Origin of the sequence: Variovorax atrisoli, from assembly GCF_014195185.1 — a bacterium.
Taxonomy (GTDB): Bacteria; Pseudomonadota; Gammaproteobacteria; order Burkholderiales; family Burkholderiaceae_C; genus Variovorax; species Variovorax atrisoli.
Window position 1 is genome coordinate 474,003 of sequence record NZ_JACIBG010000001.1, and the last position, 14,699, is coordinate 488,701.

The 14,699-nt window shown below is 67.9% G+C and carries 12 protein-coding genes; 2 read left to right on the forward strand and 10 right to left on the reverse strand.

Annotated elements, in window-relative coordinates; genetic code table 11:
• Positions 1 to 44 precede the first annotated feature (44 nt).
• The 4 genes from FHY06_RS02415 to FHY06_RS02430 all read right to left on the reverse strand — a co-directional run bounded on the left by FHY06_RS02415 (position 45) and on the right by FHY06_RS02430 (position 7,157).
• Positions 45 to 3,137, reverse strand: a complete 3,093-nt coding sequence (locus tag FHY06_RS02415; RefSeq protein ID WP_184603177.1) for an efflux RND transporter permease subunit — start codon at positions 3,135 to 3,137, stop codon at positions 45 to 47.
• Between the two features lie 10 nt (positions 3,138 to 3,147).
• Positions 3,148 to 4,320, reverse strand: a complete 1,173-nt coding sequence (locus FHY06_RS02420) for an efflux RND transporter periplasmic adaptor subunit (RefSeq protein WP_038113798.1) — start codon at positions 4,318 to 4,320, stop codon at positions 3,148 to 3,150.
• Positions 4,321 to 4,360: 40 nt separating this feature from the next.
• Positions 4,361 to 5,872: an efflux transporter outer membrane subunit gene (locus FHY06_RS02425; RefSeq protein ID WP_311733664.1), complete on the reverse strand. Its 1,512-nt coding sequence runs from the start codon at positions 5,870 to 5,872 to the stop codon at positions 4,361 to 4,363.
• A gap of 568 nt (positions 5,873 to 6,440) precedes the next feature.
• Positions 6,441 to 7,157, reverse strand: coding sequence for a helix-turn-helix domain-containing protein (locus FHY06_RS02430; RefSeq protein WP_019652849.1), 717 nt, complete (start codon positions 7,155 to 7,157; stop codon positions 6,441 to 6,443).
• Between the two features lie 69 nt (positions 7,158 to 7,226).
• On the opposite strand from FHY06_RS02430, the gene FHY06_RS02435 reads away from it, so the two are divergent.
• Both FHY06_RS02435 and FHY06_RS02440 read left to right on the forward strand, forming a co-directional pair.
• Positions 7,227 to 7,460, forward strand: coding sequence for a helix-turn-helix domain-containing protein (locus tag FHY06_RS02435; protein WP_019652848.1), 234 nt, complete (start codon positions 7,227 to 7,229; stop codon positions 7,458 to 7,460).
• A gap of 7 nt (positions 7,461 to 7,467) precedes the next feature.
• Entirely contained in the window at positions 7,468 to 7,701 is a 234-nt protein-coding gene (locus FHY06_RS02440) for a hypothetical protein (RefSeq protein ID WP_019652847.1), read from the forward strand.
• Here FHY06_RS02440 and FHY06_RS02445 read toward each other — a convergent pair.
• From FHY06_RS02445 to dapD, 6 genes are all read right to left on the reverse strand, one after another.
• A complete protein-coding gene (locus FHY06_RS02445; protein WP_019652846.1) occupies positions 7,652 to 8,155 on the reverse strand; it encodes a hypothetical protein in 504 nt (167 codons plus the stop codon). The genes FHY06_RS02440 and FHY06_RS02445 overlap by 50 nt on opposite strands.
• A gap of 40 nt (positions 8,156 to 8,195) precedes the next feature.
• The gene (locus tag FHY06_RS02450) at positions 8,196 to 10,175 is read right to left on the reverse strand and encodes an ABC-F family ATP-binding cassette domain-containing protein (RefSeq protein ID WP_184603182.1); all 1,980 of its coding nucleotides are present in this window, start codon (positions 10,173 to 10,175) and stop codon (positions 8,196 to 8,198) included.
• Between the two features lie 160 nt (positions 10,176 to 10,335).
• The gene (prmB, locus tag FHY06_RS02455) at positions 10,336 to 11,217 is read right to left on the reverse strand and encodes a 50S ribosomal protein L3 N(5)-glutamine methyltransferase (protein ID WP_184603185.1); all 882 of its coding nucleotides are present in this window, start codon (positions 11,215 to 11,217) and stop codon (positions 10,336 to 10,338) included.
• Entirely contained in the window at positions 11,214 to 12,395 is a 1,182-nt protein-coding gene (gene dapE / locus FHY06_RS02460; RefSeq protein WP_184603187.1) for a succinyl-diaminopimelate desuccinylase, read from the reverse strand. Before dapE ends, prmB begins: the two co-directional genes overlap by 4 nt.
• A 122-nt stretch (positions 12,396 to 12,517) precedes the next feature.
• A complete protein-coding gene (locus FHY06_RS02465; protein WP_019652842.1) occupies positions 12,518 to 13,666 on the reverse strand; it encodes a PilT/PilU family type 4a pilus ATPase in 1,149 nt (382 codons plus the stop codon).
• Between the two features lie 165 nt (positions 13,667 to 13,831).
• Positions 13,832 to 14,665 carry a 2,3,4,5-tetrahydropyridine-2,6-dicarboxylate N-succinyltransferase gene (gene dapD / locus FHY06_RS02470; protein WP_184603190.1) on the reverse strand — a complete coding sequence of 278 codons (834 nt, stop codon included), beginning with the start codon at positions 14,663 to 14,665 and terminating at the stop codon, positions 13,832 to 13,834.
• Between the last annotated feature and the right edge of the window lie 34 nt (positions 14,666 to 14,699).

Consider the following 14,699-nt stretch of genomic DNA (forward strand, 5'->3'; position numbering starts at 1 on the left):
CTCAGTACCGTGGGCTCTTACTGCCGATCGGATCGGCGCTGCGCTCAGGCTTCCGGTGCCACGCTGCCCGGCAGCGTCGGCGCGTTCGTGCCGGCGGCGCTTTCCTTTTCGTCTTCCGCGTCTTTCTCATGCCGCGCCGCGATGAACAGGTACATCGCCGGCACCACGAAGAGCGTGAACAGCGTGCCGATGGACAGCCCGCTGAAGATCACGATGCCCATCGCCTTGCGGCCCGCGGCGCCGGCGCCGGAGGCGATCACCAGCGGCAGCACGCCGAAGACCATGGCGGCGGTCGTCATCAGGATGGGGCGCAGGCGGGTGCCGGCGGCTTCCACGATGGCGTCGAGCTTGCTCAGGCCCTGCTTCTGCAGGCGGTTGGCCACTTCGACGATCAGGATGCCGTGCTTGCTGATGAGGCCCATCAGCGTCACCAGGCCCACCTGGGTGTAGATGTTCATCGAGGCGAAGCCCCAGAAGATGAAGATCATCGCGCCGAAGAGGGCGAGCGGCACCGAAACCAGGATCACCACCGGATCGCGGAAGCTCTCGAACTGCGCCGCCAGCGCCAGGAACACGATGATCAGCGCGAAGACGAAGGTGATGGCGAAGTTGCCCGACTCCTGCACGAACTGGCGCGACTGGCCCGAGTAGTCCACCGTGTAGCCGCTGGGCGCCATCTGCTGGACCAGGCCGCGCAGGTACTCCAGCGTCTCGCCCTGCGTGCCGCTGGGTACGCCCTGGATGGTCACGGAGTTGAGCTGCTGGAAGTGGTTCACCGTCTCGGGCTGCACGCTGTACTTCAGGCTCGCCACCGTGCTGGCCGGCACCACGCCGTTGGGCGTCTTGATGTAGAAGTTCAGCACGTCCGAGGGATTCAGCCGGTCGACCTGCTGCACCTGCGGGATCACCTTGTACGAGCGGCCCGAGATCGAGAAGTAGTTGACGTACGCGCCGCCCAGCGCAGCGCCCATGGCGTTGCCGACGTCCTGTTGCGTGATGCCCAGCGAGGCGATCTTGTCGCGGTCGACCACCACGGAGGCCTGCGGCAGGTCGATCTTCAGGTCGGCGTCGATGTAGTAGAACTTTCCGTCGGCGCGCGCCTTGTCCATGATCTGCTGGGCGAGGGCGTTCAGGTTCTCGAAGGGCTCGGTGGTCTTGATGACGAACTGCACCGGCAGGCCCGATGCACCCGGCAGCGCCGGGAACTGGAAGGCCACCACCTTCGCGCCGGCAATGCCGTTCCAGCGCTTCTGCAGGTCGGTCTGGATGTCGTGCGCACTGCGCGTGCGCTCGTCCCAGGGCTTGAGCAGCACGCCCGCGATGCCCGCGTTGGTGCTGGGCACGCCGGTCAGCTGGAAGAGCTGCGCGTACTCGGGCGTGTCGTGCGCGACCTTGAAGATCTGGTCGGCGTACGTCTGCATCTGGTTGATGGTGGCCGTGGGCGCGCCCACCACCTGCGACAGCACGATGCCCTGGTCTTCCTCGGGCGCGAGCTCCGACTTCGACATCTTGAACATCACGAACAGCAGCGCCACCAGGATCGCGCCCATGACGATCATCACCGGCCAGGTCTTGAGCACGCCGCGCAATATCAGCTGGTAGCGGTGATGCACGCGCTCGAAGACGTGCTCGATCTTCATTGCGAACTTGCCGGTGTCCTGCTCGGGCTTGAAGAAGCGCGAACACATCATGGGCGACAGCGTCAGCGCCACGATGCCCGACACCACCACCGAGCCCGCGAGCGTGAAGGCGAACTCGGTGAAGAGCGAGCCGGTCAGCCCGCCCTGGAAGCCGATGGGCACGTACACCGCCACCAGCACCACCGTCATCGCCAGGATGGGGCCGCCCAGTTCGCGCGCCGCGAGCAGCGAGGCCTGCATGGGCGACTTGCCCTCGCGCATGTGCCGGTCGACGTTCTCCACCACGATGATCGCGTCGTCCACCACCAGGCCGATGGCGAGCACCAGCGCCAGCAGCGTGAGCAGGTTGATCGAGTAGCCCAGCGCCAGCATGATGAAGAAGGTGCCGATCAGCGACAGCGGCATCGCGATCAGCGGCACCACCACCGCGCGCAGGCTTCCCAGGAAGAGATAGATCACCACCGTCACGATGACCAGCGCCTCCACCAGCGTCTTGATCACTTCGCTGATCGAGGTGTTGATGAAGTCGGTCGAGTCGTAGACGATCTTGCCGGTCAGCCCCGTGGGCAGCTGCGCCTGGATGTCGGGGAACACCGTGCGCACCTGCTTGGCCACCTCGAGGATGTTGGCTTCGGGCGCGACCTTGATGCCGATGAAGACCGAGCGCACGCCGTTGAAGGCCACGTTGAAGTCGTAGTTCTCGGAGCCCAGCGTCACGTTGGCCACGTCCTGCAGCCGCACGATGGCGCCGTTGGCGCTCTTCACCGAAAGCTGCTTGAACTCGTCCACGCTGTGCAGCGAGGTGCCGGCCGTGAGCGGCACGCTGACCATCTGGCCCTTGCTCTGGCCGACGGCCGCGAGGTAGTTGTTGGCGGCCAGCGCCGCGCTCACGTCGGTGGCGGTCACGCCGTAGGCGGCCATCTTCTGCGCATCGAGCCATGCCCGCAGCGCGAAGGTGCGCGCGCCGAGGATCTCGGCGGTCTGCACGCCCGGAATGGCGTTGAGCTTGGGCTGCACCACGCGCACCAGGAAGTCGGTGACGTTGTTGTTGGGCAGCGTGTCGCTGTAGAAGCCGATGTACATCGCGTCGGTGGTCTGGCCGGTAGCCACCGTCAGCACCGGCTGCTGTGCCTGCGGCGGCAGCTGGTTGCGCACCGAGTTCACCTGCGTGTTGATCTCGGTCAGCGCGCGGTTGGAGTCGTAGTTCAGCCGCAGCGTGGCGGTGATGGTCGACACGCCCAGGCTGCTCGACGACGACAGGTAGTCGATGCCCTGCGCCTGCGACACCGCGGCCTCCAGAGGCTGCGTGATGAAGCCCGCGACCGTGGCCGCGTCCGCGCCGTAGTAGGCGGTGGTGATGGTGACCACGCCGTTCTCGGTCTTCGGGTACTGGTTGACCGGCAGGCCGGCCAGCGCGCGAAGCCCCAGGACCACGATCAGCAGGCTCACCACCATCGCCAGCACCGGCCGGCGGATGAAGATGTCTGTGAAGTTCATTCGGGCGACCTCACTTTTCCTGCGGCGTCGGCGCCGGGTTGTTGGTGGGCTGGACGCTGTTGTCCACCACCACCGGCGTGCCGTTCTTCAGCTTGTTCTGGCCGCTGCTCACCACCACCTGGCCAGCCGTGAGGCCCTTGACGATGGCGATCTGGTCGCCGCGCGTCGGGCCGGTCTCGATGAAGACCTGCTGCGCGACGAGCTGCTTGGCGCCCGATGGATTGGCCGGCTGCGCGGGCGCACCCGCGGTGCCTGCCGCGCCAGGTTTGGGCGGCTCGGCCTCCTTCACCACGTACACGGTCGAGCCGTACGGGTTGTAGGTGACGGCGGTGGCCGGCAGCGTGAGCTGCTCCTGCTCGCCGCCGACATCGATCTTCACGTTGGCGAACATGCCGGGCAGCAGCAGCTGCTTCGGGTTGGAGATGGTGGCCTCGACCTGCACGTTGCGCGTGGCGGCGTCCACCTTCGGGCTGATCGCATTGATCTTGCCGCTGAAGCTCTGGCCCGGGAAGGTGTCGACCGACAGGTTCACCACCTGGCCCACCGCCAGGCCCGCGAGCTGCTGCTGGGGCAGGGCGAAGTCGACGTAGATCGGGTCCAGCGTCTGCAGCGTGACCAGCTTGTCGCCCGCATTCACGTACTGGCCGGGGTTCAGCGTGGTGATGCCCAGGCGGCCGGAGAAGGGCGCGCGGATCGACTTCTTCGCAACCAGCGCGGCCTGCTGCTCGACCTGCGCGCGCTTGGCCTTCAGGTCGTTGGTGTCGGCATCGATCTGCGCCTGGCTCACCGCCTGCACCGCGAGCTGCGCCTGGTCGCGCTTGAGCACGATGGCGGCCTGCGCGGCGGCTGCCTCGGCCGCGTGCAGCTGGGCGATGTCGGAATCGGCATTGAGCTCGACCAGCAGCGTGCCGGCCTTCACGTCCTGCCCCGACTTGAAGTGCACCGTGCGCACCAGCCCGGCCACCTCGGTGCCCAGGTCGGCGCCGCGCACCGGGTTCAGCGTGCCGACCGCGGTGAGCTGCGACTGCCACCGCAGCTTCTGCACCTCGGCCGTCGACACCGTCTGCGGGCCGGGCTTGGGCACTGCGGCGATCAGCGCGCGGATCTGAAGGAACTTGCCCACGGCGAGCACGGCGACCAGCAGCAGCACGCAGCCGATCATGATGATCATTCTCCGGGTCATAAATTGGCTTTTCTTGGAGTTATGGAGTGTTCGGGTCTGCTCAGTTCAGCGGGGCCGAGGCCTGAGGCGAGGGCGCAGCGGGCTGCCCCGGCGCGATCGCCGCGTCGGCCAGCGCACCGCGGTTCCACCAGCCGCCGCCCAGCGCCTGGAAGAGGGCGGCCGTGTCCGCATAGCGCGCGGCCTGCGCCTGCGCCAGGGCGGTGTGCGTCTGCAGCCAGGCCTGCTGCGCGGTCAGCAGCGTCACGTAGCTCACCGCGCCGGCGCGGAACTGCGCGGTCGACAGGTCGAGCGACTGCCTGGCGAGCGACTCGGCGGTGGCCTGGGTCTGCAGCGCTGCCGCGTCGAGTTCGAGCGCGCGCAGTGCATCGGCCACGTTCTGGAAGGCGCCGAGCACGGTGTTGCGGTACTGCGCGGCTGCCGAGTCGTAGGCCGCGACGGCCGCGCGCTGCTGCGCGCGCAGCGCACCGCCATTGAAGATCGGCTGCGTGAGCCCGGCGCCGATGTTCCACAGCGTGGTCGGCCCGGTGAACAGGTCGCGGGCGCGCAGCGAGGTGTTGCCGTAGCTCGCGCTGAGCTGTATCTGTGGATAGAGGTTCGCCGTGGCCACGCCGACCGCCGCGCTGGCCTGGTGCAGCTGCGCCTCGCTGGCGCGCACGTCGGGCCGCTGGCGCGCGAGCTCGGAGGGCAGCGACAGCGGCAGCTCCTGCGGCAGCGAGAGGCTGGCGAGGTCGAACTCCGGCAGGCCTTGCTCCGAAGGCAGACGGCCCGCGAACACGGCGAGCTGGTGGCGCGTCTGCGCGAGCGATTTCTCCAGCGGCGGTAACGCCGCCTGCGTCTGCGCGACCTGCGTGCGCTGCTGCAGCACGATCGACTTCGGAATCGCGCCGGTGTCGAACTGCTTTTCGATCACGCCCAGCTGCTCGCGCTGCGCCTGCAGCACCTCTTGCGTGGCCTGCAGTTGGCCGCGCAGCGCGGCCTCGCGGATCGCGGTGGTGACGAGGTTCGAGGTCAGCGTGAGGTACGTCGCCTCCACCTGGTAGCGCTGCGCTTCCACGGCGGCCTGCGCGCCCTCGATCTGCCGGCGCGAGGCACCGAACACGTCGAGGTTGTAGCTGACGTTGACCGAGGCGTTGTACAGCGTGAGCAACTGGCCGCCCGCCACCCGCGTGCTGACCTCCGAGGCTCGCTCGCGTTGCACCCCCAGCTGCGCGTTGACCTGCGGCCACAACAGGTTGCCCGACTTAGCGTCGTAGGTGGCCTCGGCCTGCCGCAGCGCGGCCTGCGCGGAAGCCAGCGTGGGGCTCTGGGCGAGCGAGGCGCGGATCAGCCGATCGAGCGGCTCCGAGCGGAACACCTCCCACCACTGGGCGGGAATGTCGCGGCCGGGAAGCAGCTCCTGCGCCTGGCCGGCCCGTACGTCGGACTTCGCGGTGCGCGCCGGCATCGGCGCGGGTGTGTAGTCCGCGCCGCCGGCGGCGGCCGGCAGGTCGGGCGTCCTGAAATCCGGCCCGACCGCACAGCCGCTCATCAGCAGCAGGACGGCGCCGAGCACGGCGCCCTGAACGGGCCACCCCGCGCGTCGACGCGCAAACGCAGCGCGCAACGACGAACCAGGGTGATCCTCCAATGCATTGTTGTCTTGATTTGGCATGGGGCAGCGGTTGTACACCCGGAACGCCCGGGCTGCCTGACTTCCTGAAGTCTCACCGCCGCGCCCTTGCCCCGCGAGGCCGTTGCGACGAAACGGGACCTGCACGGCGCGAAATGTACGGGCAAGGCGCCAAATGCACCACCCCAAGGGCACTGCAAAAAATTACCCACGGCCCAATTCCAGGAACACCAAGGAACCGGCTCTGCCGGGCCTCGGGTGTTGCCCCCGGTAGGGGGTTGGTGAAGCGGCACGTAGTGCCGCGCAGCCTGGGGGCGAGCAAATCCACAAAAAAAAGCCCGCACGAGGCGGGCTTGAAGGTGACCTGCTGGAGGAGGGAGGATCAGAGGATGCAGGCCACAGGGAGAGCCATGAATATCGCTTCCGAACCTGCACGCAACCTGACCTCGACGAAATCGTGTTCCAGCTAATGCCTGGCTAATTTTTTGCCGAGGCGCCGCCCGCGTCGGGCTCAGTCCTCGTCTTCCCACTTGCCCACCACCGTGCCCAGCACGGTGAAGGTGGAGCGCACCGGCTCGTGCTTGGGATTGAGCGGCAGCAGCCAGCGGCGGCCGTCCTCCTGCTTGAACACCTTGAAGGTGACCTCGTCGCTGTCCTCGAGCTTGGCGATGATGCGCTCGCCGTCGTCGGGCGTCCTCAGCGAGGTGTCGACGAAGACGATGGAGCCTGATGGGTAGCTCTTGAGCTGGCCACTGGGCGAGGTCATGCTGTCGCCGCGAACGCGCAGCGCATAGCTCTGGAGGCTGTGGTGGGCGATGCAGGGAATCCAGCGCTCGGCGCGCGGCTGCTGCGAGATCTCGTGGCTGTCCCAGTTGGCTGCGTCCGTCCACGAGATGAGCGGCACGGTGCCGGGCGTGCGCGGATTGAAGCTCGGAATCGTCGGGGGGATGTGGGTCACCCGGTACGGCCCGAGCGGTTCGTTGGCCCGGTCGCGGGCCTGGCGCATCTGGTCTTCGTCCCATGGGGCGGGGCCGTCGCCGGTGTCGAGCCAGTTGGGGTCGGCCCGGTAAGCGCGCGCCAGCGCCAGCACGCTCATGGAGCGAGTGACGTCCCCGCGCTCGATCTTGGAAATGCTCGACTGCTTGACGCCCGAGGCCGCTTCGGCCTGCTTCTGCGTCATCTTGGCGAATTTGCGCGCGGCCAGGGCGCGTTTGGCAATGCTGTCCATCGGTTGGGGATTTAAGCCCAAACGAATATTCTTCCTGAACTCTAGAATAGTAAAAAAAGGGAGGAAAGAATGAAACCAAGGGAGTTGGTTCTGGCCCTGAGGGCCATGGGCCTCACGCAGAAGCAGATCGAACAGAGAACAGGCATTCCGCAGCCGACGATCAGCAAGATCGGCCTGGGCCGGGTGGCCGACGTGATGTCGCGCCACTACGTCGCGCTGCTGGCTGCCTACGAGCAGCGTGCGAAGGAGGAGGCCCTGAAGCCGGGGCCCGAGGCCTTCCGCCCCCCGGCAAAGAAGCGATGAGCAGGCGGTGCATCGACGATGGACGTCGGGCCTGTGGCTCGACCGCGCGCTGTGCGTGCTGCTGGCGCTGCTTTCCCTGGCGGGACTGGCCTTCGGCCTGATCGCGGCGCATCCGGCCATCGCGGGCGGCAGCTGCTTCGGGCTGGCGTGCGCCGCGTGGGCGGCACAGGTGCTCTTCGACGGCGAGGCGCTCAGGCGCTCGCGTGCGGTTCGGGAGGCGCGAGAGCGAGGGTGGTGCTGACGCGCACGCAGTCCTTGATGTGCTGCTCGCCAAGCGCGCGCAGCGCCGCATAGCCGAGCGCGGCCGACACCATCTGCCCGGCGATGGGCACGTACTTGGTCGCCTGCTTGGCCGTGAGGCGCACGCCCGCGTGCTTTGCGAGGCGCAGCAGCAGGTCGCGCGTGACGAGCCGCCCGACCAGCAGCGCGCCCACGGTGGTCGCGGCCTTCTGGATGCGCTCGCGCTGGTGCGGCGCGAGCTTTTCGACCTGCGTGACCGAAAGGCCAAATTCCGCGCTGATCTGCGGCACCAGCCGCGAGAGCAGCGCGGCATCGGCCATCCAGTCGAGGCCGGGCAGGGGAACCGCGCTGGCTGCTGCCGCCATCAGCGCCTTGCGGCTGATGAGGCGGCGGCTGCGGTGGACGGCGGCGATGAGCTTTTCATCGCCCCGGGCCAGTTCGATGGCTGACGGCATCCGGCGACTCCCTTTCTTCCTGCCTGAGCGGCTTTGCGGTTCAGGCCGCCAGGGCTTCCAGCTGGTCCGACAGGGCCAGCCAGCGCTCCTCGAGGCGGCCGATTTCGTCGTTGAGCGCCTTCAGCCGCTTGCCGGCCTCGGCGATCTCGGCCGACAGCAGCGGCTGGGCCAGCCGCGCCTCGAGCTCGGCGCGCTCGGAGCCGGCCTTGGCCAGGCGTTCGTCGATCTGGGCGATCTCGCGCTTGATCGGCTTGGCCTGGTCGCTGCGCTGCTGGCGCTCCTGGGCGTCCTGCTTGCGCTGCTGGGGCGCGGCCGGGGCGGCCGCCGCTGGGGCCGCGGCGGCCTCGGCCTCGCGCACCGCCACCTTGGCCTCCTCGCGCAGGCGCTTCGATTCGTCGAGCAGGTAGCGCTGGTAGTCGTCGAGGTCGCCGTCGAAGTCGCCGACAACCCCGCGGCCCACCAGCCAGAACTCGTCGCACACCGAGCGCAGCAGCGCGCGGTCGTGGCTCACCAGCATCAGCGTGCCTTCGAACTCGTTGAGCGCCACGGCCAGCGCCTCGCGGGTGGCCAGGTCGAGGTGGTTGGTCGGCTCGTCGAGCAGCAGCAGGTTGGGGCGCTGCCACACCATCATGGCTAGCACGAGGCGGGCCTTCTCGCCGCCGCTCATGGTGCCCACGGGCTGCTTCACCATGTCGCCGCTGAAGTTGAAGCTGCCCAGGTAGCCGCGCAGCGCCTGCTCGCCGGAAGGCTCTTTGGCATTGCCGCCGAGCTCGCGCGCCAGGCGCACCATGTGCTCCAGCGGGTTGCTCTCGGGGTGCAGCACGTCGAGTTCCTGCTGCGCGAAGTAGCCGATGTTCAGGCCCTTGCCTTCGGTGACCTGGCCCGCCAAGGCGCCCATCTCGCGCGCGATGGTCTTCACCAGTGTCGACTTGCCCTGGCCGTTGGCGCCCAGGATGCCGATGCGCTGGCCCGCCAGCACCGAGCGGTTCACGCCGCGAAGGATGGTCTTGGGCTCGGCGTCTTCGACAACGTAGCCGAAGCTCGCGTTGCTGATCGACAGCATCGGGTTGGGGATGTTGCCCGGCTCCTTGAACTCGAAGCTGAATTCGGCTTCGGCCAGCAGCGGCGCCACGCGTTCCATGCGCTCCAGCGCCTTGACGCGGCTCTGGGCCTGCTTGGCCTTGCTGGCCTTGGCCTTGAAGCGGTCGATGAACTTCTGCAGGTGGGCGATCTTTTCCTGCTGCTTGGCGAAGGCCTGCTGCTGCTGCTCCATCTGCAGCGCGCGCATGTCCTCGAACTTGCTGTAGTTGCCTCCGTAGCGCGTGAGCTGGGCGTTGGCGATGTGCAGGGTGACGTCGGTCACGGCGTCGAGGAACTCGCGGTCGTGGCTGATGACGATCATGGTGCCCTGGTACTTCTGCAGCCAGGCTTCGAGCCACACCAGCGCGTCCAGGTCCAGGTGGTTGGTGGGCTCGTCGAGCAGCAGAAGGTCGCTCGGGCACATCAGCGCGCGGGCCAGCTGCAGGCGCATGCGCCAGCCGCCCGAGAAGCTGTTGACCGGCGCGTCGAGCTCGTGCGTCTTGAAGCCCAGGCCCAGGATCAGCGCCTGCGCGCGCGGCACGGCGTCGTGCTCGCCGGCGTCGGCCAGGTCGGTGTAGGCGTGGGCCAGCTGCATGCCGATGTCGGCGTCGTCGGGGTTCTCGGTGTAGGCGGCCTCGATGGTGGCCAGCTGCTCGCGCAGCTCGGTCAGGCGGGTGTCGCCGCCCACCACGAAGTCGGTGGCCGACTCCTCGGTCTCGGGCATGTTCTGCGCCACCTGGGCCATGCGCCACTGCTTCGGAATGGAGAAATCGCCGCCGTCTTCGTGCAGCGTGCCGTTGAGCAGGGCGAACAGGGTCGACTTGCCGGCGCCGTTGCGGCCCACCAGCCCGACCTTCTCGCCGGGGTTGAGGGTGACCGTGGCGCCGTCGAGCAGGACCTTGGCGCTGCGGCGAAGAATGACGTTCTTGAGAGTGATCATGAAAGAGGAGCCGTAGGGGCGATTATCCCGCCCGGCCTCGGACGCCCCGGAAAAAGGGGCAAAGGCGCGGGGAAATCGGCATCGATCGCCCGGTGAATGGGGTTGCGCAGCCAGTGGCTGCGGGAAAGCGGCAGAAAGGGGAGGGCTCGGGCGGGCGCAGCTAACGCACGCCGGCGCCGGCCACGAGGGCGTCGCGCGTGACCAGCAGCACCTGGTCTTCGCCGGCCGAGGTTTCGAGCCAGAAGACTTCGAGCTGCGGAAAGGCGGCCTCGAAGTACTCGCGCTCGTTGCCGATCTCCAGCACCAGCACCGCGCGCTCGCTCATGCGAGACGGCGCGTCGGCGAACAGCTGGCGCACGAAATCCATGCCGTCGGCACCGCCGGCCAGTGCCAGCTCGGGCTCCGCGCGGTATTCGGCGGGCAGGGCGGCCATGCTGGCGCTGTTCACGTAGGGCGGGTTGCACAGGACCAGGTCGTAGGGGCCGGGCAGGTTCTTCAGTCCGTCCGACTCGACCAGCCTCACCCGCGCGTCCAGCTCGTGGCGGGTGATGTTGATGGCCGCCACCTCCAGCGCCTGCAGCGAGATGTCCGCAGCGTCGACCGTCACTTCCGGGTACGTGAGCGCCGCCAGCACCGCGAGGCTGCCGTTGCCGGTGCACAGGTCGAGCACGCGCTGCGTGTGTTCGCCCAGCCAGTAGTCGATGGTTCCCTCGGCGATCAGCTCGGCGATGAAGCTGCGCGGCACGATGGCGCGCTCGTCCACGTAGAAGGGCACGCCCTGCAGCCAGGCTTCCTTGGTGAGATAGGCGGCGGGCTTGCGCGTCGAGATGCGTTCGTCGATGAGCGCCGCCACCTTGCCTGCGTCGGCGGGCGACACGGGCCTGTCGGCCACGCCGTCGAGGTCGTCCAGCGGCAGCTTCAGGCGCCACAGCACCAGCCAGGCGGCTTCGTCGAAGGCGTTGGCCGTGCCATGGCCGAAGGCCACGCCGGCTTCTTCCAGCCGCTTCGCGCCCGCCTCGATGAGTTCAATGACGGTGCTCATCCGGCGAGCGCGGCGTCCAGCCGCTTCAAGACGCGCAGGTAGATGTTCTTCAGCGTCTCGATCTCGGCCACTTCGATGTGCTCGTCGATCTTGTGGATGCTGGCGTTCACCGGGCCGAGCTCGACCACCTGCCTGCAGATCTTTGCGATGAAGCGCGCGTCGCTCGTACCGCCGCTGGTCGACAGCTCGGTCTCGATGCCGGTTTCATCTCGGATGGCGCCCTGCACGGCCTCCACCAGCTCGCCCGGCGTGGTCAGGAAGGGCAGGCCTCCGATGGTCCAGGCCAGCGTGTAGTCGACCTGGTGCGCGTCGAGCACGGCGTGCACGCGCTGCTGCAGCGACTCGGGCGTCGATTCGGTCGAGAAGCGGAAGTTGAAGTCGATCACCGCGCTGCCCGGGATCACGTTGCTCGCGCCGGTACCCGCGTGGAAATTGCTGATCTGCCAGCTGGTCGGCTGGAAGTACGGGTTGCTCGCCGCGTCCCAGCCGCCGGCAGCGTTGATGGCCACCAGCTCGGCCAGCGCGGGTGCGACCGCGTGGACCGGGTTCTTCGCCAGGTGCGGATAGGCGATGTGACCCTGCACGCCCTTGACCGTGAGCTTGCCGCTCATGGTGCCGCGACGGCCGTTCTTGATCATGTCGCCGCAGCGCTCCACGGCCGTGGGTTCGCCGACGATGCAGTAGTCGATGGTCTCGCCGCGCGCGGCCAGTGCGTTGCAGACGACGACCGTGCCGTCCACGCCCGGGCCTTCCTCGTCGCTCGTGAGCAGCAGGGCGAGCGTGAGCTGTGTCTCTGGCACTGCCTGCAGGAAGTCTTCGATGGAGGTCACGAAGGCCGCGACCGACGTCTTCATGTCGCAGGCGCCTCGGCCGTAGAGCTTGCCGTCGCGGTGCGTGGGCGTGAAGGGATGGCTGGTCCATTGCTCGATGGGGCCGGTGGGCACCACGTCGGTGTGGCCGGCGAACACCAGCGTCCTGGTGGCGGCCTTCGCGTCCTTGGGGCGGCGCACCGCCCAGAGGTTGGTCACCCGGAAGTCGGCGGGGCCGCTCTCGATCGTCTCCAGCGTGAAGCCCAGCCGCGCCAGCCGCTCGCCGAGGATCTGCTGGCAGCCCGCGTCGTCGGGAGTGACGGAAGGGCGCGAGATGAGTTGTTCGGCTAGCTGGAGAGTTCGGGACATGGCACAGGAAAGGAGGGTGACTCTTCCAGGAACCCCGCGGAACCGGCGCTGCCGGGCCGCGGGCGTTGCCCCGGCGAGGGGGCGGCTAAGCGACACGAAGTGCGCGAAGCCTTGGGGGAGAGTCAGAATTTGACGTCTAGCGTGATGTCGGTGAAGGTGGGTTCGTCGACCTGATCCGTCAGGTGGCGGTCGTCGACATGCTGCTTGGGCGCTGCGCGGTTCTGCAGGCGCCACATGAGGTTGGTGGGGGAGTCGGCCTGCGACAGGCCCTCTTCGCGGGTGACGCGCTCTTCGATGACGAGGCGGGCGATGTCTTCCTCGAAGGTCTGCGAGCCTTCGGCCATCGACTTCTCCATGGCCTCCTTCACGCCGGAGAAGTCGCCCTTCTCGATCAGCTCGGCCACCAGCGCGGTGTTGAGCATGACCTCCATCGCAGGCACGCGCCCGCCGGTCGGCGTGCGCAGCAGGCGTTGCGACACGATGGCGCGCAGCGCGCCGCCCAGGTCGCCCAGCAGCGTGGGGCGCACCTCGACGGGATAGAAGCTCAGGATGCGGTTCAGCGCGCGATAGCTGTTGTTGGCGTGCAGCGTGGCCACGCACAGGTGGCCCGACTGCGCGTAGGCGATCGCGGCCGACATGGTGTCGCGGTCGCGGATTTCGCCGATCTGGATCACGTCGGGCGCCTGGCGCAGCGCGTTCTTCAGCGCCGTCTGCAGCGAGGTGGTGTCGCTGCCCACGTCGCGCTGGTTCACCACGGACTTCTTGTTGGTGTAGGTGAACTCGATCGGTTCCTCGACCGTGAGGATGTGGCCGCTGGCGTGCTCGTTGCGGTAGTCGAGCATCGAGGCCAGCGTGGTGGTCTTGCCGGCACCGGTGGCGCCGACCATGAGGATCAGCCCGCGTCGCTCCATGACGAGCGTCTTCAGGATGTCGGGCAGGTTCAGCTCTTCGAAGCTCGGAATCCGTGGGGCGATGTGCCGCACCACCACCGCGTAGGTGCCGCGCTGGCGCATGGCGCTGATGCGGTAGTTGCCGGCGTCCTCGAGGTGGACGGCCATGTTGAGTTCGCCCGTGCTCTCCAGCTCCTGGATGCGCGCGGCGGGCACCACTTCCGACAGCAGCGCCAGCGGCGCCGTGGGCGGCAGCACCTGCGCATTGACGGGCAGGCAGTTGCCGTTGATGCGGATCAGCACCGGGGAGTGGGCCGAGAGATAGATGTCGGATGCCTTGCGTTCGGCCATCAGACGAAGAAGTCGTTCCATCATGTTCATCGGTCTCTCTCCTCGGGTGCTCTTGGAATCATTCGTGAGCTGCGTGCAGAACGTGCTCTTCGCGGGGAACGCCGCGAAACCGGCTTTGCCGGGCCGCTGGCGTCGCCCCCTGCAAGGGGGCGTTCGAAGCGACACGAAGTGCGCGCATCATGGGGTGTGCCAGGTTCAGTCGCGCAGCAGGTCGTTGAGGCTGGTCTTGGAGCGCGTCTGCGCGTCGACCGTCTTCACGATGATTGCGGCGTAGGTGCTGTAGTCTTGGCCCGACTTGGTCTTCTTGGGCAGGTTGCCGCTGATGACCACGCTGCCGGCCGGCACGCGGCCGTAGGAGATCTCGCCGGTGTCGCGGTTGAAGATCGGGGTGCTCTGGCCGATGTACACGCCCATGCCAAGCACCGAGTTCTCTTCGACGATCACGCCTTCGACGACTTCGGAGCGCGCGCCGATGAAGCAGTTGTCCTCGATGATGGTCGGGTTGGCCTGCAGCGGCTCCAGCACGCCGCCCAGGCCCACGCCGCCGGAGAGGTGCACATTGGCGCCGACCTGCGCGCACGAGCCCACGGTGGCCCAGGTGTCGACCATGGAGCCTTCGCCCACGTAGGCGCCGATGTTCACGTACGAGGGCATCAGGATCGCGCCCTTGGCGATGTAGCTGCCGCGGCGGGCGACGGCCGGCGGCACGATGCGCACGCCCGATTCCTTCAGCTCGTTGGCCGACAGGTGCGAGAACTTGGTGGGCACCTTGTCGTAGAAGCCGAGCGAGCCGGCCTGGATCTGCTCGTTGTCCTTCAGGCGGAACGACAGCAGCACGGCCTTCTTGATCCACTGGTGCACGGTCCACTTGCCCACGCCTTCGCGGCTGGCCACGCGCAGCTTGCCGTTGTTGAGTTCGGTGATCACGTGCTCGACGGCGTCGCGCACTTCGGCCGTCGAGGAGGCGACCGAGATGTTGGCGCGGTCTTCCCACGCGGCGTCGATGATTTGTTGCAGTTGCTGGGTCATGGAGAGTCTCGGGTGAAAAATGGGGGCAGGGGTC

Bases quoted from the DNA above. Each gene is read 5' to 3' on its own strand.
- FHY06_RS02445 (WP_019652846.1), bottom strand. From the start codon at position 8,155: ATGCCGTCAGCCATCGAACTGGCCCGGGGCGATGAAAAGCTCATCGCC.
- prmB (WP_184603185.1), bottom strand. From the start codon at position 11,217: ATGAGCACCGTCATTGAACTCATCGAGGCGGGCGCGAAGCGGCTGGAA.
- FHY06_RS02415 (WP_184603177.1), bottom strand. From the start codon at position 3,137: ATGAACTTCACAGACATCTTCATCCGCCGGCCGGTGCTGGCGATGGTG.
- dapD (WP_184603190.1), bottom strand. From the start codon at position 14,665: ATGACCCAGCAACTGCAACAAATCATCGACGCCGCGTGGGAAGACCGC.
- FHY06_RS02465 (WP_019652842.1), bottom strand. From the start codon at position 13,666: ATGAACATGATGGAACGACTTCTTCGTCTGATGGCCGAACGCAAGGCA.
- FHY06_RS02450 (WP_184603182.1), bottom strand. From the start codon at position 10,175: ATGATCACTCTCAAGAACGTCATTCTTCGCCGCAGCGCCAAGGTCCTG.
- dapE (WP_184603187.1), bottom strand. From the start codon at position 12,395: ATGTCCCGAACTCTCCAGCTAGCCGAACAACTCATCTCGCGCCCTTCC.
- FHY06_RS02420 (WP_038113798.1), bottom strand. From the start codon at position 4,320: ATGACCCGGAGAATGATCATCATGATCGGCTGCGTGCTGCTGCTGGTC.
- FHY06_RS02430 (WP_019652849.1), bottom strand. From the start codon at position 7,157: ATGGACAGCATTGCCAAACGCGCCCTGGCCGCGCGCAAATTCGCCAAG.
- FHY06_RS02435 (WP_019652848.1), top strand. From the start codon at position 7,227: ATGAAACCAAGGGAGTTGGTTCTGGCCCTGAGGGCCATGGGCCTCACG.